Origin of the sequence: Micromonospora sp. 050-3, from assembly GCF_046549335.1 — a bacterium.
Taxonomy (GTDB): domain Bacteria; phylum Actinomycetota; class Actinomycetes; order Mycobacteriales; family Micromonosporaceae; genus Micromonospora; species Micromonospora trifolii.
Map to the genome: position 1 here is coordinate 465,309 of NZ_JAJPVX010000003.1, position 20,006 is coordinate 485,314.

At 72.7% G+C, this 20,006-nt stretch carries 16 protein-coding genes; 9 read left to right on the plus strand and 7 right to left on the minus strand.

The window, feature by feature from the left end:
• Positions 1-33 precede the first annotated feature (33 nt).
• The 5 genes from ACLJOK_RS30250 (at position 34) to ACLJOK_RS30270 (ending at position 9,563) form a co-directional block, all read left to right on the plus strand.
• Entirely contained in the window at positions 34-3,597 is a 3,564-nt protein-coding gene (locus tag ACLJOK_RS30250) for an ATP-dependent helicase (RefSeq protein WP_410821920.1), read from the plus strand.
• 79 nt (positions 3,598-3,676) lie between these two features.
• Entirely contained in the window at positions 3,677-7,147 is a 3,471-nt protein-coding gene (locus ACLJOK_RS30255) for an ATP-dependent helicase (RefSeq protein ID WP_410821921.1), read from the plus strand.
• Positions 7,148-7,373: 226 nt separating this feature from the next.
• Positions 7,374-7,577 (plus strand): cold-shock protein, encoded by a 204-nt coding sequence (locus ACLJOK_RS30260; RefSeq protein ID WP_007464836.1) that lies wholly within the window; start codon positions 7,374-7,376, stop codon positions 7,575-7,577.
• A 227-nt stretch (positions 7,578-7,804) separates the two neighbouring features.
• Positions 7,805-9,118: a DEAD/DEAH box helicase gene (locus tag ACLJOK_RS30265; protein ID WP_410821922.1), complete on the plus strand. Its 1,314-nt coding sequence runs from the start codon at positions 7,805-7,807 to the stop codon at positions 9,116-9,118.
• 244 nt (positions 9,119-9,362) lie between these two features.
• Positions 9,363-9,563, plus strand: a complete 201-nt coding sequence (locus ACLJOK_RS30270) for a hypothetical protein (protein WP_091406170.1) — start codon at positions 9,363-9,365, stop codon at positions 9,561-9,563.
• Positions 9,564-9,774: 211 nt separating this feature from the next.
• Here ACLJOK_RS30270 and ACLJOK_RS30275 read toward each other — a convergent pair whose 3' ends face one another.
• The 4 genes from ACLJOK_RS30275 to ACLJOK_RS30290 are packed head-to-tail and all read right to left on the minus strand — an operon-like array spanning position 9,775 to position 12,928.
• Positions 9,775-10,212, minus strand: a complete 438-nt coding sequence (locus tag ACLJOK_RS30275) for an RrF2 family transcriptional regulator (RefSeq protein ID WP_410821923.1) — start codon at positions 10,210-10,212, stop codon at positions 9,775-9,777.
• 1 nt (position 10,213) lies between these two features.
• Entirely contained in the window at positions 10,214-11,098 is an 885-nt protein-coding gene (locus tag ACLJOK_RS30280; protein WP_410821924.1) for an ABC transporter permease, read from the minus strand.
• Positions 11,088-11,867 (minus strand): ABC transporter ATP-binding protein, encoded by a 780-nt coding sequence (locus ACLJOK_RS30285; RefSeq protein WP_354943077.1) that lies wholly within the window; start codon positions 11,865-11,867, stop codon positions 11,088-11,090. The genes ACLJOK_RS30280 and ACLJOK_RS30285 overlap by 11 nt, the downstream gene beginning before the upstream one ends.
• Positions 11,864-12,928 carry an ABC transporter substrate-binding protein gene (locus ACLJOK_RS30290; protein WP_410821925.1) on the minus strand — a complete coding sequence of 355 codons (1,065 nt, stop codon included), beginning with the start codon at positions 12,926-12,928 and terminating at the stop codon, positions 11,864-11,866. Before ACLJOK_RS30290 ends, ACLJOK_RS30285 begins: the two co-directional genes overlap by 4 nt.
• Before the next feature lie 173 nt (positions 12,929-13,101).
• Here ACLJOK_RS30290 and ACLJOK_RS30295 point away from each other — a divergent pair, with 173 nt between their 5' ends.
• The 4 genes from ACLJOK_RS30295 to nudC are packed head-to-tail and all read left to right on the plus strand — an operon-like array spanning position 13,102 to position 17,934.
• Complete coding sequence (locus ACLJOK_RS30295; protein ID WP_410821926.1) at positions 13,102-14,217, plus strand: LLM class flavin-dependent oxidoreductase; 1,116 nt, start codon at positions 13,102-13,104, stop codon at positions 14,215-14,217.
• A gap of 10 nt (positions 14,218-14,227) precedes the next feature.
• Positions 14,228-15,538 (plus strand): M16 family metallopeptidase, encoded by a 1,311-nt coding sequence (locus tag ACLJOK_RS30300; RefSeq protein ID WP_410821927.1) that lies wholly within the window; start codon positions 14,228-14,230, stop codon positions 15,536-15,538.
• A gap of 55 nt (positions 15,539-15,593) precedes the next feature.
• Positions 15,594-16,937, plus strand: coding sequence for a M16 family metallopeptidase (locus ACLJOK_RS30305; protein WP_410821928.1), 1,344 nt, complete (start codon positions 15,594-15,596; stop codon positions 16,935-16,937).
• A gap of 37 nt (positions 16,938-16,974) precedes the next feature.
• The gene (gene nudC, locus ACLJOK_RS30310; protein WP_410821929.1) at positions 16,975-17,934 is read left to right on the plus strand and encodes an NAD(+) diphosphatase; all 960 of its coding nucleotides are present in this window, start codon (positions 16,975-16,977) and stop codon (positions 17,932-17,934) included.
• A 127-nt stretch (positions 17,935-18,061) separates the two neighbouring features.
• Here the strand turns inward: nudC and ACLJOK_RS30315 are convergent, their stop codons facing one another.
• From ACLJOK_RS30315 to ACLJOK_RS30325, 3 genes are all read right to left on the minus strand, one after another.
• Positions 18,062-18,337, minus strand: coding sequence for a hypothetical protein (locus ACLJOK_RS30315; protein WP_091406149.1), 276 nt, complete (start codon positions 18,335-18,337; stop codon positions 18,062-18,064).
• Positions 18,338-18,582: 245 nt separating this feature from the next.
• The gene (locus ACLJOK_RS30320) at positions 18,583-18,822 is read right to left on the minus strand and encodes a DUF397 domain-containing protein (protein WP_410821930.1); all 240 of its coding nucleotides are present in this window, start codon (positions 18,820-18,822) and stop codon (positions 18,583-18,585) included.
• A 73-nt stretch (positions 18,823-18,895) separates the two neighbouring features.
• Positions 18,896-19,876 (minus strand): helix-turn-helix domain-containing protein, encoded by a 981-nt coding sequence (locus tag ACLJOK_RS30325; RefSeq protein ID WP_410821931.1) that lies wholly within the window; start codon positions 19,874-19,876, stop codon positions 18,896-18,898.
• Positions 19,877-20,006: the final 130 nt, after the last annotated feature.

Genomic DNA, 20,006 nt, shown 5'->3' on the forward strand with positions numbered 1-20,006 from the left:
GTGGGTGTCGTATGGGTCTGATGGGATGAGCTGATGCAGGCGTACCGGTTGGTGCGGCGGCCCGGAGGGCCGGCGCGGGGGGACGGGGCGACGCCTGACAGCGCTTCCGTGCCCGCCGGCGGCGGCACGTCAGTGGGCGTTGTCGGCGCATCGGGTGGGCCTGATGGCGTGGCCGGGCCCGAGCTGGCCTTCGGCGGCGGCTGGCGGGCCGATCCGGTGCAGGCCGAGGTGGTCGGGCACACCGACGGGCCGATGCTCGTGCTCGGCGGCCCGGGCACCGGCAAGACCAGCACATTGGTCGAGGCGGTCGCCGCCCGAGTGGCCGAGGGGGTCGACCCCGAACGGATCCTGGTGCTGACCTTCGGCCGCCGAGGCGCCACAGCGCTGCGACAGCGCATCGAGGCCCGGATCGCGCAGGACGGCCACCGGGTGCTGCGCGAGCCGCTGGTGCGCACCTTCCCGGCGTACGCCTTCGGGTTGCTCCGCCGCGCCGCCGCCGAGCGGGGCGAACCGTCGCCCCGGCTGCTCACCGGCCCCGAGCAGGATCTGATCATCCGTGAGCTGCTGGACGTGGTGGGCGAGGAGCCCGAGGACGACCCGGTCGGCTGGCCGACCGACCTGCGCCCCGCCCTGCGGACCCGGGCGTTCGCCGGCCAACTGCGCGACCTGCTCATGCGCGCCGCCGAGCGCGGCGTGGGCCCGGTCGACCTGGCCCGGCTGGGTGACAAACTCGGCCGTGCCGACTGGCCGGCTGCCGCCCGCTTCCTGCGGGAGTACGTCGCCGTGCTCGCGCTGCGCGACGTCAGCAACCGGGGCTCCATCGCGTACGACCCGGCGGAACTGGTCCGGGCGGCCACCGGGCTGCTGCGCGACGACGAAGAGTTGCTGGCGGCCGAGCGCCGTCGGCTCGCGTACGTCTACCTCGACGAGCTGGCCGACACCGACCCCGCCCAACTGGAGCTGCTCTCGGTGATCGCCGGCGGTGGCAAGTCGCTTGTCGCGTTCGCCGACCCGGATTCCTCCACGTACGCCTTCCGGGGCGCCGACCCGGCCGGGGTGGCGACGTTCCCGCACCGGTTCCGGACGGCTTCCGGTGCGCCGGCCGCGCAGGTGCTGCTGACCACGTCGTACCGGGCCGGGCCGGGTCTGCTCGCGGCGATCGCCCGGCTGGGTCGCCGGCTGCGGGGTCCGGCCGCACACCGTCGGCTGCACCCCCTCCCGGACGCGCAGCCCGGCGTGGTCGAGGTGCACACCTTCCGCTCGACGACCAGCGAGGCCGCCTGGCTGGCTCACGCGCTGCGCGCGGCCCACCTGCTCGACGGCGTGCCCTGGTCCCGGATGGCGGTGCTGGTGCGGTCCACCGCGTTGCAGCTGCCCACCCTGCGACGGGCGCTGCACGCTGCCGGCGTACCCACAGTGGTGCACGGTGAGGATCTGCCCCTGCACCTGCAACCGGCGGTCGCGCCGCTGCTGCTCCTGCTGCGCTGCGCGCTGGAGCCGGAACGTCTCGACGAGGAGGCCGCCGTCGCGCTGCTGCACTCGCCGCTGGGCGGGGCCGACCCGCTGGCCGAGCGGCGGCTGCGGCAGGGCCTGCGCGCGCTCGCGCTGGCCGGCGGTGACCGACGCCCCTCCGGGGAGCTGATCGTCGAGGCATTGCAGGACCCGGAGGAGTTGGCCGGCATCGAGCGGCGCTGGGCGGAGCCGGCGCAAGCGGTGGCCGGGCTGCTGGCCATCGCACGCGAAGCCGCCGCCCGGCCGGGTGCGACCGCCGAGGACGTGCTCTGGGCCGTCTGGCACGCCAGTGGTCTCGCCGAGCGGTGGGCCGGCGCGATCAACCAGGGGCGTCCGGAGGCCGGCGAGGGCGACCTGGCCCGGCGACGGCGGGCCGAGGCGGCCGACCGCGACCTGGATGCCGTGCTGGTTCTGTTCGACGCGGCGGCCCGGTTCACGGACCGGCTGCCCGGTGCGCGCAGCGAGGTCTTCCTCGACCACGTGCTCGCCCAGGACCTACCGGCCGACACCATCGCCCCGACCGCCGACCGGGGTGCGGCGGTCCGCCTGCTGACCGCGCACGCCGCGAAGGGCCTGGAATGGGATCTGGTCGCGGTGGCCGGCGTGCAGGAGGGCATCTGGCCGGACCTGCGGCTGCGCGGCAGCCTGCTCGGCTCCGAGCGACTGGTCGACGTGCTGGCCGGCCGGTCGGTCGACGGCGCGACAGCGGCGAACGTGGTGGGTCAGACCTCGGCGTTGCTGGATGAGGAGCGCCGGCTCTTCCACGTCGCCATCAGCCGGGCCCGGCACCGGCTGCTGGTCAGCGCCGTGGCATCGGCCGCCGTGGGCGGGGACGACCACGAGGAGCAGCCCAGCCGGTTCCTGCACGAGCTGGGCCCGAGCACCCCGCCGCCAGGCACGCCACCCACCCCGCCGAGCACGCCACCCACACCACCCACGCCACCCACACCGCCGATGCCGCCCGGCCCGCCGCCCGGTCCCCGCACCGGGCCGGCCTCCGGCGGCACCGGGGGCGCTGCGGCGGGCGAGACCGGCGACGAGGAGCCGGACCGCCCCGGGGCACTGCCGGTGACCCGTCCACCCCGGGCGCTCACACTGCCGGCGTTGGTAGCCGAACTGCGTACCGCCATCACCGACCCGTCCGCCCCGGCGGCCCGGCGGCGCGCCGCGGCGGCCGAACTGGCCCGGCTCGCCGCCGCCGGCGTGCCCGGCGCGCACCCCGACGACTGGTGGGGGTTGCGGGTGCTCTCCGACGACCGGCCGCTGGTCGACGACGGCGACCCGGTGCGGGTCACCCCTTCGGCCATGGAGAGCGCGCTGCGGTGCAGCCTGCGCTGGCTGCTGGAACGGCACGGCGGTAGCGGCCCGACCAGCACCGCGCAGGGGGTGGGCAACCTGGTGCACGCCGCCGCGATGCTCGCCGAGGACGCCAGCGCCGACCGGGGCGCGCTGCTCGACTACGTGGCCGCCCGGTTCGATGCGATCGAGCTGGCGGCCCGGTGGATGGCCGGGCCGGAGCGGGAACGCGCCGAGGCGATGGTCGACAAGCTGCTGCGCTGGCTGGCCACCAATCCGCGCCGGTTGCTCGCCATCGAGCACGAGTTCGCCGTCCGCCTGGACGACCCGAGTCGGCCCATCGACCTGACCGGTCGGGTCGACCGGCTGGAGGTCGACGAGGCCGGGCGGCTCGTGGTGATCGACCTGAAGACCGGCAAGTCCACAGCTGTCACCGGCACCGACCTGGCGGAGCACCCGCAGCTCGGTGCCTACCAGGCGGCGGTGGAGGCGGGGGCGTTCGCCGAGTTCGGTGACGAGTCCGGGGGTGCCGCGCTGGTGCAGCTCGGCACCTCCGCCAAGGACGCCAGGGAGCAGAATCAGCCGGCCGCCAGCGAGGGACCGGCGGCCGGTTGGGCGACCGCGCTGGTCCGGCGGACCGCCGATACGATGGCAGCTGCCACGTTCGCCGCGGTGGCCAACTCGAAGTGCCGGGTCTGCCCGGTGCGCACCAGCTGCCCGGTCTCCGGCCAGGGTCGCCAGGTCGTCGAGCCGCCCACCGTCCGACGCACAGGTGAGGGCGAGGAGTGAGCGTGCGAGCCCAGTCGCGACCTGGGACGCCACCCGTGAGGGCGAGGAGTGCGCCGATGTTGGGAACTGAGACGCCACTGTGAGTCAGCCCACCCTGTTCGGCGCGGGTCCCGCGCCGACGCCCCGACTCGCGGACTCCGGCCCCCGGTACACACCTGTGGAGCTGGCCAAGCTGCTGCGGTTGCCGGCGCCCACCCGGGAGCAGGCCGCGATCATCGCCGCCCCGGTGGAGCCGCTGCTGGTGGTCGCGGGCGCCGGGTCGGGCAAGACCGAGACGATGGCCGCGCGGGTGGTCTGGCTGGTGGCCAACTCGTACGTGCGGCCGGAGCAGATCCTCGGGCTGACCTTCACCCGCAAGGCGGCCGGCGAGCTGGCCCATCGGGTACGCACCCGGCTCGACCAGTTGATCCGCCGACTCGGCCGGCAGGAACGGAACCCGCTGGACGACCCGCTCGCGGGTGAGCCCACCGTCTCCACCTACCACTCGTACGCGGGGCGGATCGTCACCGAGCACGGGCTGCGGGCCGGCTACGAGCCGTCCACCCGGCTGCTCACCGAGGCGTCCCGCTGGCAGTTGGTCGACCTGCTGGTGCGCAACTACGACGGCGACATGTCCGAGGTGGACCGGATGCCGAGCACCATCACCGACGCGGTGCTGGCGCTCGCCGGGGAGTTGGACGAGCACCTGGTCGCGCCGGACGACCTGGCGGCCTGGACCGGTCGGTTCTTCGCCGAGGTGCAGTCCCGGCCGGGTCGGGTGTACGCCGACGTGCGCAAGGCGCTCACCCTCCAGCAGACCCGGTTGCGTCTGTTGCCGCTGGTGCGGGCGTACGCCCGGCGCAAGGAGGACTTCGAGGCGATGGACTTCGCCGACCAGCTCGCCCGGGCGGCCCGGGTGGCCCGGGACCACCCGGGGGTCGGCGTGATCGAGCGGGACCGCTTCCGGGTGGTGCTGCTCGACGAGTACCAGGACACCAGCCACGCCCAGGTGGTGTTGCTCAACGCGCTGTTCGGTGGCGGGCACCCGGTGACCGCTGTGGGCGACCCGTGCCAGTCGATCTACGGCTGGCGGGGGGCCAGCGCGGGCACCCTGGACCGGTTCCCCACCGAGTTCGCCCGCGCCAACGGCGAGCCGGCCCCGGCGCTGGGGCTCACCACGAGTTGGCGCAACCGCCCGGAGATCCTCCGGGTGGCGAACACGCTCTCCACCCCGCTGCGGGCGGCGGGTGCCCGGGTGCCGGAGCTGCGCTCCGCGCTGACCGTCCGGGACCCGATCCCGCACCGCAGCCCGGGCGGTACGGCCGGCGGCACAGTGCACTGCGCGATGCTGCCCACGTACGCCGACGAGGCCGACTGGATCGCCGACAGCGTGCTCGCCGCCTGGCGCGGGGCGGCCGGGATGCCGGGTGCCGCCCCGGAACACATCCCGGTGGCCCGCCGCCCGACGACCGCCGTGCTGGTCCGGGTGCGCAGCCAGATCCCGGCGATCGAGTCGGCGCTGCGTGAGCGGGGCCTACCGGTCGAGGTGGTCGGGCTGGGCGGTCTGCTGGACACTCCCGAGGTACGCGACGTGGTCTGCACGCTGCGGGTGCTGGCCGACCCGACCGATGGCGCCGCGCTGCTGCGGTTGCTCACCGGAGCCCGTTGGCGGATCGGGCCGCGTGACCTGGTGGCGTTGCACCGGCGGGCACGGGCCATCGCGAACGCCCGGCGGCAGGTGGCCGCCGACGAGGCCTCGGAGATCAGCCCCGACCTGTTGGACGAGGCGACTCTGGTGGAGGCGTTGGCCGATCTCGGGCCGGCGCAGGCGTACTCGGCGGAGGGGTTCGCGCGGTTGCGCGCGTACGGCCGGGAGTTGGCGCTGCTGCGCTACCGACTGGACCAGGCGCTGCCGGACCTGATCGCGGACATCGAGCGGACCATCGGCCTGGACGTGGAGGTCGCGGTGCGGGCCGGCCGGGACGGCGCAGGCGACGCGGGCCTGGCCCGGGGGCATCTGGACGCGCTCGGCGACGTGGCGGCCCGCTTCAGCGGGGAGACGCCCGGAGCGACCCTTTCCGGGTTCCTGTCCTACCTGGCCGCCGCCGAGGACGAGGAGCGTGGTCTGGCGCCGGGCGAGGTCGAGGTGGTGGAGGGCGCGGTGCAGGTGGTCACCGCGCACGCCGCCAAGGGCCTGGAGTGGGACGTGGTGGCGGTGGCCGGGCTCAGTCGTGGGCTGTGGCCGGGGCCGGTCCGCAACTCCGACCACTGGCTGGGTGGGCTGGGCGTGCTGCCGTTCCCGCTGCGCGGCGACGCCGACGGGCTGCCCGAGTTGGCGCTCGACGAGGCGGGGGACCAGCGGGCCGTGGCGCGTGCGGTGACCGACTTCACCGACGCGTGGCGGGCCCACGACGAGCGGGAGGAACGCCGGCTGACGTACGTGGCGGTGACCCGGCCGCGCCGGCTGTTGCTCTGCTCCGGTTACTGGTGGGGGGAGGGCACGAAGCGACCGCGAGGTCCGTCGGTCTTCCTGCGTGAGGTGTACGACGCCTGCCTCGACGGCGGCCCGGGGCACCTGATCGACGCGTGGGCGCCGGAGCCGACCCCCGACGCGACGAACCCCACGGCCGAGGTGGTGCTCCGCGCCGAGTGGCCGGCCGACCCGCTGGGCGGTCGACGGCCGGCGTTGGCCGAGGCGGCCGGGCTGGTGCGTCGCCTGATGGCCGACGGTCCGGCGGCGGCGCTCCCCGGACCGGTCGGGCCGGTGCTCGCCGGGCCGGTCTCGCCGACCGGGTCGACGGCCGCGCCAGGCGAGCCGGTCGAGCCGGTCGAGCCGGTCGAGCCGGAGGTGGATCCGGAGGTGGAGGTGGATCCGGAGGTGGCTCGCTGGCAGAGTGAGGCGGACCTGCTGTTGGCGGAGCGCGCCGAGCTGACCCGGCTCTCCGGTGCGGTCGAGGTGGCGCTGCCCGGGGCGCTGAGCGTCACCCAGTTGGTTGCGCTGCGGCGCGATCCGGCGGCGCTGGCCCGTACGCTGCGTCGCCCGGTGCCGGCCGAACCCAACCCGTACGCCCGTCGAGGCACCGCCTTCCACGCCTGGTTGGAGCAGCGCTTCGGCGCCGACCGCCTGTTGGACCTGGACGAGCTGCCCGGCGCGGCCGACGCCGATGCCGCACCCGACGAGGCGCTGGTCGAGCTTCAGGAGCGGTTCCTGGCCAGCGAGTGGGCCGACAGGTCACCGGTGGAGGTGGAGGTGCCGTTCGCCTCGGTGATCGCCGGAGTGGTGGTGCGGGGCCGGATGGACGCGGTCTTCGCCCGGCCGGGTGGTCGGTTCGACGTGGTCGACTGGAAAACCGGCGCGCAGCCCACCGGGCCGGCGGCCGACGTGGCGGCCGTGCAGCTGGCGGTGTACCGGCTGGCCTGGGCGGAGTTGGCGGGCGTGCCGGTCGACCGGGTGGGCGCGGCGTTCCATTACGTCCGGCACGGGGTGACAGTTCGGCCCGCCGACCTGCTGGATGTGACGGGCCTCACGGCCATGATCGCCCAGTTGCCCGAGGATTCTGCCCAACATTGACCACTGCGGGGAAAACCGTGGTAGGTTGACCGGGTTGCAGTTTTGGTTACCAGAGACTCTGTGTGCGCCTGGCGGGATTGTGGCCCCAGGCGCTCTTTGTTGTGTCCGGAGTTCTCCGGGCGGGGCGACCAGAAGCGACAGGCGATTCGCGCATCCCCGCGCGGAGCGCTCCTCTTCGGGCACGCAACACGTGCGTGTCCGACGTTCCGTCAAGGAGACGAAACACATGGCTATTGGCACCGTGAAGTGGTTCAACGCTGACAAGGGCTTCGGCTTCATCACCCCCGACGGCGGCGGCGCTGACGTCTTCGCCCACTTCTCGGCGATCCAGTCCTCCGGCTACCGGAGCCTGGACGAGAACCAGCGGGTCGAGTTCGAGGTGACCCAGGGCCAGAAGGGCCCGCAGGCGGAGAACATCCGCCCGCTCTGATCTTCGGATCGGTCAGCATTACCTGTCGCGCCCTCCGGGTGTGACGGTGACGGGACCGGCCCGCCTCGCCGCCGCCTGCGCACGCAGGCGGCGGCCCGGCGGCGGGCCGGCCCGTACTCCAATCGGTTCGTGCTTGTGAGTCCTGGCTGCCTTGCGCCGCCGGTTGACAGCGCCGACTTCGGCGCCCTCCCTCGACACGTTCCGCGTCGAGGAAGGCTCGTTTCCGCATGACCACAGTTATTCCTTCGTTCGCTCATACCGGTCTGGCGCCGGCGCTGCTCACCGCGCTGACCGCGCAGGGCATCACCGAGCCGTTCCCGATCCAGACGGCGACGCTGCCCGACTCGCTCGCCGGCCGGGACGTGCTGGGCCGGGGTCGTACCGGCTCCGGCAAGACCCTCGCCTTCGGGCTTCCGCTGCTGTCCCGCACCGCCGGCCGTAAGGCCCGGCCGGGTCGCCCGCTGGCCCTGGTGCTCGTGCCGACCCGTGAGCTGGCCCAGCAGGTCACCACCGCGCTGGCCCCGTACGCCCGCGCTGTCGGGCTGCGCTGCACCACAGTCGTCGGCGGCCTGTCGTTGCAGCGGCAGGCGGACGCTCTGCGCGCCGGCGCCGAGGTGGTCGTCGCGACCCCCGGCCGGCTGCACGACCTGATCAACCGTGGCGACGCCCGACTCGACCAGGTCGAAATCACGGTGCTGGACGAGGCCGACCAGATGGCCGACATGGGCTTCCTGCCGCAGGTCACCAAGCTGCTGGAGCAGGTCGCGCCGCAGGGGCAGCGGATGCTGTTCTCCGCCACCCTGGACGGCGGTGTGGACCGGCTGGTCCGCCGCTTCCTGAGCAACCCGGTGACCCACTCGGTGGACCCGGGCACGGCCACCGTCACCGCGATGACCCACCACGTGCTGCACGTCGACGCGCTGGACAAGCCCGACGCGCTGACCCGGATCGCCGCCCGTGAGGGCCGCACCATCCTGTTCATGGGCACCAAGCACCGCGCCGACCGGCTGGCCCGCCAGCTGCTCTCCAAGGGCGTACGCGCGGCCGCGCTGCACGGTGGCAAGTCCCAGCCGCAGCGCACCCGGATCCTGGAGCAGTTCCGCAACGGTCAGGTGACCGCCCTGGTCGCCACCGACGTGGCGGCCCGTGGCATCCACGTGGACGGCCTGGACATGGTGGTCAACGTGGACCCGCCCACCGAGGCGAAGGACTACCTGCACCGCGGTGGCCGTACCGCCCGGGCCGGCGAGTCCGGTTCCGTGGTCACCCTGGTCCTGCCGGAGCAGCGCCGGGACGTGTCCCGGCTGATGGCCACCGCCGGCATCCGGCCCGAGTCGGTCCAGGTGCGCCTGGGTGACGGGGCGCTGGCCCGGGTCACCGGTGCCCGCGAGCCGTCCGGTGTACCGGTGACCATCGTCGCTCCGCCGGCGCCCGTCTCTCGGGCCCGTACCTCCGGCGGCTCGGCCGCCGACGGTGGCGCCCGGCCGGCGCACCGCGCGTCGGGCCGGTCCCGTCGCCCGCGTCGCCCCCGTACCGTCTGATCTTCTGCGCGTCGACCGACCCGTCCCGCTTTTGCGGGGCGGGTCGGTTTTGTCTGCACGGTGCTCCGGGCCGGTCGGCTGTCCGTGCGACCCGACCGGTCAGCCGGCCGCGCCGTGTGGCCGCTCCGCTGAGTCGGTAATCAGCCTCCCCTGGGTCGGCTGGCCGACTGCGCCCCGGCCGGTCGTGGTCGAGGCTGACCGACGGGGGAAGTCGGGCGGGGGGCCCGGCTCGGGAGGGGTGACCATGGCGGGCGAAGCCGGCTCGGGCGCACTGCGTGAACTGATCCTGGTGGTCGCGGTCGCGCTCGCCGGGTTGTTGCTCGCCATGGTTGCGGCCTTCGCGCCCTGGCATGCCACCCCGGCGGGTAACGCTCCCGCCGGTCTGGTGGAGCTGCACAGTCCTGGCGACCCGGGCCTCGGCCCGGCGACCGCACACGTGGGCTGAGCAGCGACCGGCCTACCGGTGCCGGCGGAGGGGCAGGCCCGGTCAGGATCGGTACGAGGTGTGGTCGGGTCGGCGGGGCGCCGACCCGACCACATCGCCTCCCCGCCCCACCCCCACCGGCGCCGATCTTGCACTTTCGGCGGTAAATATGATCAGAATGTCTCTTATGCGGGGACAGTGAGTGCAAGATCGCGGAGCCGGGGGGTGTGACTCACCTTGTGGTGGGGGCGTGGGTGAGCAGGTCGGCCAGGGTGGTGCTGTCGACCACAGTGGCGATCGCACCGTGCACCGCCAGCCAGACGTCGGTGAGCCCTGCGGCTACTCCGTGATAGCCGGCCCGCTCGGCCGGCAGACCGCGCACCGTGGTGAGCGAGCCGCCGACCGCACGCAGCACGTCTCCGACGGTGATCTCGTCGGCTGGGCGGGTCAGCGCGTACCCGCCGTCGGCGCCTCGATGGCTGTGCAGCAGACCGGCCCGGCGCAGGTCGAGCAAAATGCCCTGGAGGAAGCTGAGCGGGATGTCCTGCACCTCGGCCAGGCTGGCCGCCTTCACCAACTCACCGACCCTGTCGCCGCCGCCGCCACCACCGGTGGCGGCGACGGCGAGCATCGCCCGGAGCGCGTAGTCGCTGCGCGCGGAGACGAACACGTCACTGACCAGCCTGGTCCAGCACGCCCCAGCGGCGCCGGATCGCCTTGTCCGCCGCCCCGAACGCGGCGTCCACGACCAAGCCGACGACCAGGATGACGATCATCGTGGAGAGCAGCCAGGGTGCGTCGGACAACTCACGGGAGTAGGTGAGCTGGGCGCCGAGCGAGGTTTGCGAGATACCGCTCACGAGCAGCTCACCGGCCATCAGGCTGCGCCAGGAGAAGGCCCAGCCCTGCTTGAGGCCGGCGACGATCGCCGGCAGGGCGGCCGGCGCGATGACGTACCGGTAGAGGTTGAGCCCCCGGGCGCCCAGGTTGCGGCCGGCGCGTACCAGCAGCGGCGGCACGTAGTCCACGCCGGAGATCACCCCGTTGGCGATGGACGGCGCCGCGCCGAGCACCACCACGAAGAAGATCGCCTTCTCGCTCAGCTCGAAGAGCAGGATGGCCAGCGGGAACCAGGCGATCGACGGCATTGTCTGCAACGCGGTGATCATCGAGCCGATGGCGGCGCGCAGCACCGTGGACCGGGCCACCGCGAGGCCCAGCAGCAGGCCGACGGCGACCGAGAAGACGTACCCGAGGGCGGCCCGTTGCAGCGTGGTGAGCAGGCCGTCCCAGAGCTGCGGGCCCTGGGCCTGGGCCACCAGCTCGCGGCCGACCTCCAACGGCGGCGGCAGTGAGTACGGCGGCTTCCAGCCCGTCCAGACCACGATCTGCCAGGCGGCGATGGCGATGGCCAGCGCGGCCAGCTTGGGCCAGGTGCCCGCCCAGATACGGGCGCCCCGGGAGACCTCCTTGTCCCGGCCGGCGATCTCCAGCGCGTCGAGGCCGGAGATCTCCGCGTCGGTACGCGCCGAACTGGTGAGGGTGTCATTGGCCATGGCGGCCCACCTCCGTACGGAGCCGCTCGGTGACCTCGGCGGCGATGGCGGCGACCTCAGGGGAGTCGATCCGGCGGGGGCGCGGGATGTTCACCTCGGTGGAGTAGATGATCCGGCCGGGTCGGCTGGAGAGCAGGATGATCCGGTCGGCCAGCCGGGCCGCCTCGCGGACGTTGTGCGTCACGAAGAGCACCGAGAGTTTGCGCTCGGACCAGATCCGTTCCAGCTCGTCGTGCAGGATGTCGCGGGTCATCGCGTCCAGCGCGCCGAACGGCTCGTCCATCAGCAGCACCGGGGTGTCCAGGGCCAGGGTGCGGGCCAGCGCGACCCGCTGCCGCATTCCGCCGGAGAGCTCGTGCGGGCGCTTGCGGCCGAAGTCGGACAGATGCACAGTGCGCAGCAGTTCGGCGACCCGCTCGCGACGCTGGGCCCGGGGCAGTCGGCGCAGCTTGAGGGGCACCTCCACATTGGCGTCGACGGTCAGCCACGGGAAGAGCGCCGGCTCCTGGAACATCAGGCCCGGGTTGGCGTCGCCGGCCAGGGTGATCTGCCCACCGCTGACCCGGTCCAGCCCGGCCACCAGGTTGAGCAGGGTGCTCTTGCCGCAGCCGGACGCGCCGACCAGGCAGACGAACTCGCCGGGCGCGACGTCCAGCGACACGCCATCCAGGGCCAGGACGGCGTTCGTCCCGCGCCCGTACACCTTGGTCACGCCGGAGAGCGCGACCGCTGTGGTCGCGCTCCCCGGCGTCGTCGTTGTCGACGTCATGGCTGGACGACCTCGGGCTTGCCCTGCGCCTTGAGCGCGTTGTTGAGGTACTTCAGGTCGTACAGGCCCTTGAGGTCCACCGGCTCGGTCAGGTCCACGTCGACGGCGTGGTCGAGCCCGGCCTTGAGCGAGGACGAGATCGGGTCGTTTGTGAACTCCAACGTCGGCCACGCCTGCTTGATGAGCTTCAGGTCCAACGGCTTGCCGGTGATCTTGCCAATCGCGTCGGAAATGGCCTGCTGCGCCTCCTCCGGCTTGGTGTTGACGAACTCGTTGGCGGCCACCTGGCCGTCGACCAGCTTCTGCACCACGTCCGGGTGCGCCTTGAGGAACTTCGTGCTCACCAGCAGGTTGGTGATGACGAACTTCTTGTCCGGCCACAGGTCGCGCTCGTCGACCAGAACCTTGCCGCCGGCGTTGACCAGGCGGGAGACGAACGGCTCGGGCACCCAGGCGCCGTCGATCCCGCCGCTGTTGAACGTCTCGATGGTCTGGGCGTTCTCCTGCGGCACGATCTTGACGTCACCACCACCCTCCTTGGTGGTGGTGAGGCCCTGCTGCTTGAGCCAGTACCTGATCGCCACGTCCTGGGTGTTGCCCAGCTGCGGGGTGGCGATCTTCTTGCCCTTCAGGTCCTGCGCGCCGGTGATGCCGGGCTTGACCACCAGCGCCACGCCGCCGGAGGCCGCGCCGGAGACGACCCGGACGGCCTCACCCTTGGACTTGGAGAAGGCGTTGACGGTCGGGTTCGGGCCGATGTAGGTGGCGTCCAGCGCGCCGGAGAAGACCGCCTCGATGGCGGCCGGGCCGGCGTTGAAGGTCTTCGGGTCCAGCTTGACGTTGGTGCCGAGCTTCTCCGCGAAGATGCCCTTCTCCACACCGACGACCGCCGGCGCGTGGGTGATGTTGGGGAAGTAGCCGAGGCGCAGCGTCACCGGGCCGGAGCTGCCGCCCGTACCCTCGCTGTCGTCGCCGCACGCGGCGGTGCTGCCCAGGGTCGCCGCGCCGACCACGGCGAGGGTGGCCAGGGTGACCAACCGGCGCAGGGGGAGCCGTCTCATCGTCCATCCAATCCGCAGTATTCCTACTTAGTTGGTAGGAAGAGTGGGCCAGGCTGCGGTCAGCGTCAAGGCCCATCCACATGGCGGGATGGCGCGTCTCAGTTATGTCGGTATTTCCTACCAGCTTGCTAGGGTAATCGGCATTCGGTCACCGGCAGAGAGGCGACTTCGCGATGACCTTCCACTGGTTCCTCCCCACCTCCGGCGACGGCGACCAGGTCGGTGCCGCCACCGTCACCGCCGGTGCCGCGAGGCACGACCGGGCCGCGACGGTGGCCTACCTGGCCGAGGTTGGCCGGGCGGCCGAGACGAACGGGTTCACCGCCGTCCTCACTCCGGTGGGCGCCGGCTGCCCCGACCCGTGGATCGTCTGCGCCGCGGTCGCCCAGCACACCGAGCGGCTCGGCATGTTGGTCGCGGTCCGGGCCGGTTTCGCGCTGCCCACTCTGATCGCCCAGCAGGCCGAGGCGTTCCAGGCCGTCTCGGGCGGCCGGCTGTCGCTCAACATCGTGACCGGGGGCGACCCGGCCGAGCAGCGGGCGTACGGCGACTTCCTCGGGCACGACGACCGCTACGCGCGTACCGGTGAATTCGTCGAGGTGCTTCGCCGCGCCTGGGCCGGTGGGCCGTTCGACTACGCCGGAAAGCACTACCGGGTCGACGGCGGCGGCCTGGCCACCCCACTTGCCACGCCTCCGCCGGTCTACTTCGGCGGCGCGTCTCCGGCCGCCGAGACGGTGGCCGCCCGACAGGCTGACGTGTACCTGATGTGGGGCGAACCACCGACGTCGATCGCGGCCCGGGTCACCCGGGTCCGGGCGCTCGCCGCCGAGCAGGGCCGCACCCTGCGCACGGGCCTCCGTCTGCACGTCATCGCCCGGCCGACCAGCGCCGAGGCGTGGGCCGAGGCGGACCGGCTGCTGGCCGGGATGAGCCCGGAGCGGATCGCCGCCGCCCAGGCCCGGTTCCGCCGGATGGACTCGGTGGGCCAGGCCCGGATGGCCACGCTGAACGCCGGCCGCACCGACGGGCTCATCGTCGCACCGAACCTCTGGGCCGGCGTCGGCCTGGTCCGCGAGGGCGCCGGCACCGCGCTGGTCGGCAGCTACGCCGAGGTCGCGGCCCGAATCGACGAGTACGCCGCGCTCGGCGTCGACGAGTTCATCCTGTCCGGCTGGCCGCACCGTGAGGAGGCCGAGCGGGTCGGCGCCGAGGTGCTGCCCCTGGTGACGGCCCCGGTCGCGGCGGCTCCGGGAAGGTCGCGGGTGGCGGAGGTGTCGACGCGCTAGGGTCGACTCCGTGGCGGCGCGGAGATCCAGAATTCCAGCGACGAAGTATCCGGTCGAGCGGTTCACCCTCGACAACGGCCTGCGGGTGGTGCTCACCCCCGATCGCAGTGCCCCGGTGATCGGGGTGGCGGTGGTCTACGACGTCGGCATCCGTTCGGAGCCGGAGGGGCGTACCGGCTTCGCCCACCTCTTCGAGCACCTGATGTTCCAGGGCTCGGAGAACCTGGAGAAGCTGGCCCACTTCCGGCACGTGCAGGGCGCGGGTGGCACCTTCAACGGCTCCACCCACCTGGACTACACCGACTACTTCGAGACGCTGCCGAGCAACGCGCTGGAACGTGCGCTGTTCCTCGAGGCGGACCGGATGCGTGGCCCCCGGCTGACCGAGGAGAACCTGCGCAACCAGGTCGACGTGGTCAAGGAGGAGATCCGGGTCAACGTCCTCAACCGGCCGTACGGCGGCTTCCCCTGGCTCACTCTGCCGCCGGTCATGTTCGACACCTTCCCGAACGCCCATGACGGCTACGGCTCCTTCGACGACCTGGAGTCGGCGACCGTCGCCGACGCCGCGGACTTCTTCCGCCGCTACTACGCCAGCGGCAACGCCGTGCTGGCCGTCAGCGGCGACATCGACGTGGCCGAGGCGACCGAACTGGTCACCCGGCACTTCGGCGACGTGCCGGCCCGACCGGCACCGCAACGGCCCGACTTCACCGAGCCCGACCTGAGCGCCGAGCGGCGCACCTCGTACACCGATGCCCTGGCGCCGCTGCCGGCGGTGGCCGGCGCCTGGCGCGTGCCCGACCCGGTCAGCGACTTCACCGGCTACCTCCCGTACGTGGTGCTGGCCGAGGTGCTCACCGACGGCGACGCGTCGCGGCTGGTCGAGCGACTGGTGCAGCGGGACCGCACGGTGACGAGCCTCGGTGGATACCTCGGTTTCATGGGCGACCCGTTCGACGTCCGCGACCCCACGGCGCTGCTGTTGCAGGCGCACCTGCCGCCCGGTGGCGATGTGGACAAGGTGCTGCGCACCATCGACGAGGAACTGGACCGGCTGGCCACCGATGGTCTGACCGACGGTGAGCTGGCCCGCACCCAGGCCCGGATGGCGACCCACCTGCTGCGGGACACCGACGCGGTGCTCGGCCGGGCGCTGCGGATGGCCGTGCTGGAGCAGCAACGCGGCGAGCCGGGCCTGCTCAACGAACTGCCCCGGCTGGTCGGCGAGGTCACCGAGGATCAGGTACGGGCCGCCGCGGCCACCCTGCGCCCGGAGCGCCGGGCCGCCATCGAGGTCATTGCCGGAGGTGTTCGGTGAGCGCGAGGAGTGAGCCGGTTTTGCGAGCCCCGCAGTCGCGAACGAAGGTGACACAGTGAGTATCGCTACTGCTCCGGTCGGGCCGCGTACGCTGCCGCCGCTCGGGCCTACCCGGAAGCTCAAGGTGCCCAAGCAGGCCGAGCGCACGCTGCGCAACGGTCTCACCGTGATCGCCGTACGCCGGCCCGCCGTACCCCTTGTCGAACTGCGGCTCTGGGTGCCGTTCGGTCGGGTCCACCTGGCCCGCGGCGCGATGCTCTCGCAGACCATGCTCTCCGGCACCGAGTCGATGACCAGCGTGCAGATCGCCGCCGAGTTGCAGAAGGTGGGCGGCGGGCTCTCCGCGGGCGTCGACCCGGACCGGCTGATGCTCTCCGGCGCCGGCCTGGTCACCGGTCTGGACCGGATGCTGGAGCTGCTGGCCGAGGTGCTGACCGGTGCCAGCTACCCCAGCGACGAGGTGGCCACCGAACGGGACCGGCTGGTCGACCGGATCCAGGTGGCGCAGAGCCAACCGGCGCACCTGGCCCGGGAGGCGCTGCTCAAGCGGGTCTACGGCCGGCACCCGTACGCGACGCAGACGCCGGGGCCCGGCCAGATCCAAGCGGTCCGACCGGCGGCGCTGCGCACCCTGCACTCGGAGCGGGTCCATCCGACCGGCGCGCAGTTGGTGCTGGTCGGTGACGTGCAGCCGGAGAAGGCACTGGACGCGGCCGAGCGGGCGCTCGGCGGCTGGTCGGGTGCCGGGCGGGTGGCCGAGCTGCCGGCGACCCCGCCGCTGGAGCCGGGGCCGCTGCTGCTGGTCGACCGGCCGGGCTCGGTGCAGTCCTCGCTGCGGATCGCGCTGCCGGCGGTGTCGCGCACCGACAGTGACCACGCCCCGCTGCAACTGGCCAACCTGATCTTCGGCGGCTACTTCTCCTCCCGGTGGGTGGAGAACATCCGCGAGGACAAGGGCTACACGTACGGCCCGCACTCGGTGATCGAGCACTCCGTCGCCGGGTCGGTGCTGGTCGCCGCCGCCGACGTTGCCACCGAGGTCACCGGCCCGGCTCTGCTGGAGACGACGTACGAGCTGGGTCGGTTGGCGTCGCTGCCGCCCAAGCCCGAGGAGTTGGAGCAGGCCCGGCAGTACGCCCTGGGCACCCTTCAGCTCGGCATGTCCACCCAGGCCGGGTTGGCGGCGTTGACCAGCGCGTACGCCGGCAACGGTCTGCGCCTGGACTTCCTCGCCGAGTACGCGGCGAGGTTGGCGAAGGCGAGCATCGACGACGTCGCGCAGGCGGCGGCCCGCTACCTGGCCCCGGCCCGAGCGGCGATCGTGGTGCTCGGCGACGCGGAGCGGATCACCCCGGGGCTGGCCGCGCTGACCACGGTTCACACCGAGCAGAAGGCGTGAGCGAGCGAACCATGGGGCTCAGCAGCGGAGCGTCGGCGTGAGCGGGGAGGCGGCGCCGCCGTTGGCGCGGTCCACGCTGGATCGGGCTGCGCACCGGCGGGGTGACTCGCAGTGGTTGACCGAGGCGTGGTTGCGAGCCCGGGTGCTGCTGCTCGATTCGACCGACGAGGGTCGGACGCTGGCCCGCACCGAGACGTCGCCGCCGACGTTGGTGCTGCTCGGGGCGGGTGACGTGCCCGCCGGGTCCGAGTCGATGGCGATGTTCCTGGGTGTCGAGCCGGACGGGGTCCCGGTCTTCGCTGTCGACGCGCCGCTGCCGGCGATCCCGGGGACCCGGGCGGTCCACCTCCGGGAGGTGGGTCACCTGCTCGCCGACCGGGAGGCCGGCATCTTCACCACCGCGTTGGCGCTGGTCAACTGGCACACCCGACACGGTTACTCGACGAGCACCGGCGCGCCGACCGCTATGGACGAGGCCGGTTGGTCGCGGGTGGACCGCAACGGTGGGCGGATCTGGCCGCGTACCGACCCGGCGATGATCGTGCTCGTCCACGACGGCGTGGACGGCCCGGACGGTCGCTGCCTGCTCGGCAACAACGCCGGCTGGCAGGGCACCCCGGGTGGTCGCCGTTACTCCTGCCTGGCCGGCTACGTGGAGCCGGGCGAGTCGGCGGAGGCGGCCGTGCTGCGCGAGGTCCGCGAGGAGGTGGGCATCGGGGTCGAACGCATCGGGTACGTGGGCAGCCAGGCCTGGCCGTTCCCCGGCTCGCTGATGCTGGGCTTCCTGGCGACCGCGAACCCGACCGAGCCGGTGCGGGTCGACCCGTCCGAGATCGCGTACGCCCGGTGGTTCTCCCGTCGGGAGATCGGGGCGGCGTTGGCCGGGCAGACGGTGGACGTGGGCGACGGGGCCCGGCTGATCCTGCCGCCTCCGTCGTCGATCGCGCTGTTCCTCATTCACCGCTGGCTCGACGGCTGGGTGGACGCCGACCGCTGAGCACGGTCCCGGCCCGTAGCCGCCGTTGCCGCGGCGGTCACGGGCCGGGAACACGGGCCGTCGCGGTCGGCGGGTGCGAGTAACGCGGCGGGGGAGCCGGTCCGACCACGACGGACGACCTGTGAAATCAGGTGCCGGTGCGGCCCGGTCTGTGTCGGAAGGCGGGCCGCGACTCGATCAGCGGGAGGACCTTTACCCGTTGCTTGCCGGCGCGGACCGCGCCGACGGTGGCCAGGGCGCGGGCCAGCAGCAGCGCGGCGTCCCGGTCCTCGGCGTGCACGATCTGCCGGCGTGGCTCGGGCGTGGTCGTCTCGTCGCGAAGTCGGTGGCCGTCCGCCCAGGCGGCGGCGATGTCCCCGTCAGCGACGGCGCGGATGTCGGTGCGAACGATCAGGAACCGCATGAGGGTCTCCGGATGAACCGCGACGGATGAGCCAGTGTGGAAGTTCCACGTACTCGAGGGTCATGTTACGCCCCGTGTTCGTCCCAGCAACTGAAACGCGCCTATCGGTTTCGAGCCTCGTCCGATTAGCCGATGGCTGCTCAGCAGGGTCGCCGGGTCGCAAAGCGACGGAGCCGACGAGATCGGCGCCTGTGACGCGACGGGGCCGCCGGCAGTGCGCCGACGGCCCCGTACCAGTCACTGAATCAGTTCAGATCGAACTGGCCCTTCTTCGCCCCGGTGATGAAACCGAGCCATCCCGTGCGGTTGAACAGCAGCACCGGGCCGCCTCGGTCCTTGCTGTCGCGCAGGGCGACCGCCGACGGGCCGGTGGCGAGCGGGGCAACCTCCACGCAGTTGGAGGTCTGGCTACGTGTGCTGGTACGCCACGGGGCGTCCGCCAACGAGTGGGCGGAGACGGACGGCGTGTTGCGGATGTCTTTCATGGTTCTGCTCCTGACGTGCAGCGATCCGATGGGTCGAGTGGTGCGCACGTCCCGACGGAGGGTCCCCCGTGGATCACCGGTCCGTCAGTCGCCCCGATTCCCGGCGGCGTTGGGTCGGCGCCGTTGCCGGCCCGAACGCCACTGTGGATGGGGGCGTCGCCTCGGTCAGCCGTCCCGTCGCCTCGATCAGCCAGGAGAGGGTGTCCGAAGCGTTAAGTGCCGCCGTGCATAGCCACTCGAACACCACTTTATAGCGATTTAGCGTGATTGACTCGGTCGACATGACGTCGGTGAAGCCACCTTCGATGGCCAATGTCTCCGGATCGAGGGGATCGGCGAACCGATAGACCGAGAAGGCGGTCGGCGGAAGGTACCAATTTCCGATCTGGGTTTCCCGGGGCAGCACGTGCAGGGCCACGTTGGGCAGCAACGCCAACTCGCAGAGTTGGAGCAGCTGCTCGTGCAGCACCTCCGGCGGCCCGGCCCGGCGGCCGAGAGCTGCCTCCTCCAACACAGCTGTGTAGCGGGGAGCGTGCGGTTCGCGGGTCAGCAGCGACTGGCGGGCCAGCCGGGCCTGCACCTCGGTCTCCGGCTCGTCGCCGGGCTCCGGCTCGCCCGCGCCCGCGTTCACCTGCCGGGCCGACACGATCCGGAGCTGGGCGTACCCGGGGGTCTGCAACAGGCCCGGCACCAGCACCGGGTTGTACTCGGAGATCTCCGCGCAGCCCGCCTCCAACTCGGCCCAACTGCGCTGTTGCTGCGTCATCACCGGGAAGTTCTTCAACCAGCCGCGCATGTCGCCGGCCTCGTTGGTGATGCCCAGCAGCTCGTCGTGCAGCGCCTGGTCGGCGCCGTAGAGGTCGAGCAGGTCGCCGACGTCCTGCGGGTCCGGTCGGCTGCGGCCGTTCTCCAAGCGGGACAGTTTGGACGCGGAGGCCCAACCGATACGCTCGATGACCTGATCGCCGGTGAGGCCCGCGGCCTCACGTAGGCGGCGCAGCTCGATGCCCAACCGGCGACGACGCAGGATCGGGCTGGGTGCGGCAGGAGGCACAGTGTCCTCTTTCCCGTCGACCGCCGCAGACGCGACGGTAACTGTATGAAATTCGCCCCCCACGGTCAGTATGGACGGCGCGACCGGTGTCGGAGGTTCCGGCGAGGGCGTGTCTTGCGAAAATCGCACC

Coding starts and splice junctions, on each gene's coding strand:
- ACLJOK_RS30260 (WP_007464836.1), top strand. CDS start 7,374: ATGGCTATTGGCACCGTGAAGTGGTTCAACGCTGACAAGGGCTTCGGC.
- ACLJOK_RS30285 (WP_354943077.1), bottom strand. CDS start 11,867: ATGACGTCGACAACGACGACGCCGGGGAGCGCGACCACAGCGGTCGCG.
- ACLJOK_RS30265 (WP_410821922.1), top strand. CDS start 7,805: ATGACCACAGTTATTCCTTCGTTCGCTCATACCGGTCTGGCGCCGGCG.
- ACLJOK_RS30290 (WP_410821925.1), bottom strand. CDS start 12,928: ATGAGACGGCTCCCCCTGCGCCGGTTGGTCACCCTGGCCACCCTCGCC.
- ACLJOK_RS30320 (WP_410821930.1), bottom strand. CDS start 18,822: ATGAAAGACATCCGCAACACGCCGTCCGTCTCCGCCCACTCGTTGGCG.
- ACLJOK_RS30270 (WP_091406170.1), top strand. CDS start 9,363: ATGGCGGGCGAAGCCGGCTCGGGCGCACTGCGTGAACTGATCCTGGTG.
- ACLJOK_RS30315 (WP_091406149.1), bottom strand. CDS start 18,337: ATGCGGTTCCTGATCGTTCGCACCGACATCCGCGCCGTCGCTGACGGG.
- ACLJOK_RS30250 (WP_410821920.1), top strand. CDS start 34: ATGCAGGCGTACCGGTTGGTGCGGCGGCCCGGAGGGCCGGCGCGGGGG.
- ACLJOK_RS30295 (WP_410821926.1), top strand. CDS start 13,102: ATGACCTTCCACTGGTTCCTCCCCACCTCCGGCGACGGCGACCAGGTC.
- ACLJOK_RS30280 (WP_410821924.1), bottom strand. CDS start 11,098: ATGGCCAATGACACCCTCACCAGTTCGGCGCGTACCGACGCGGAGATC.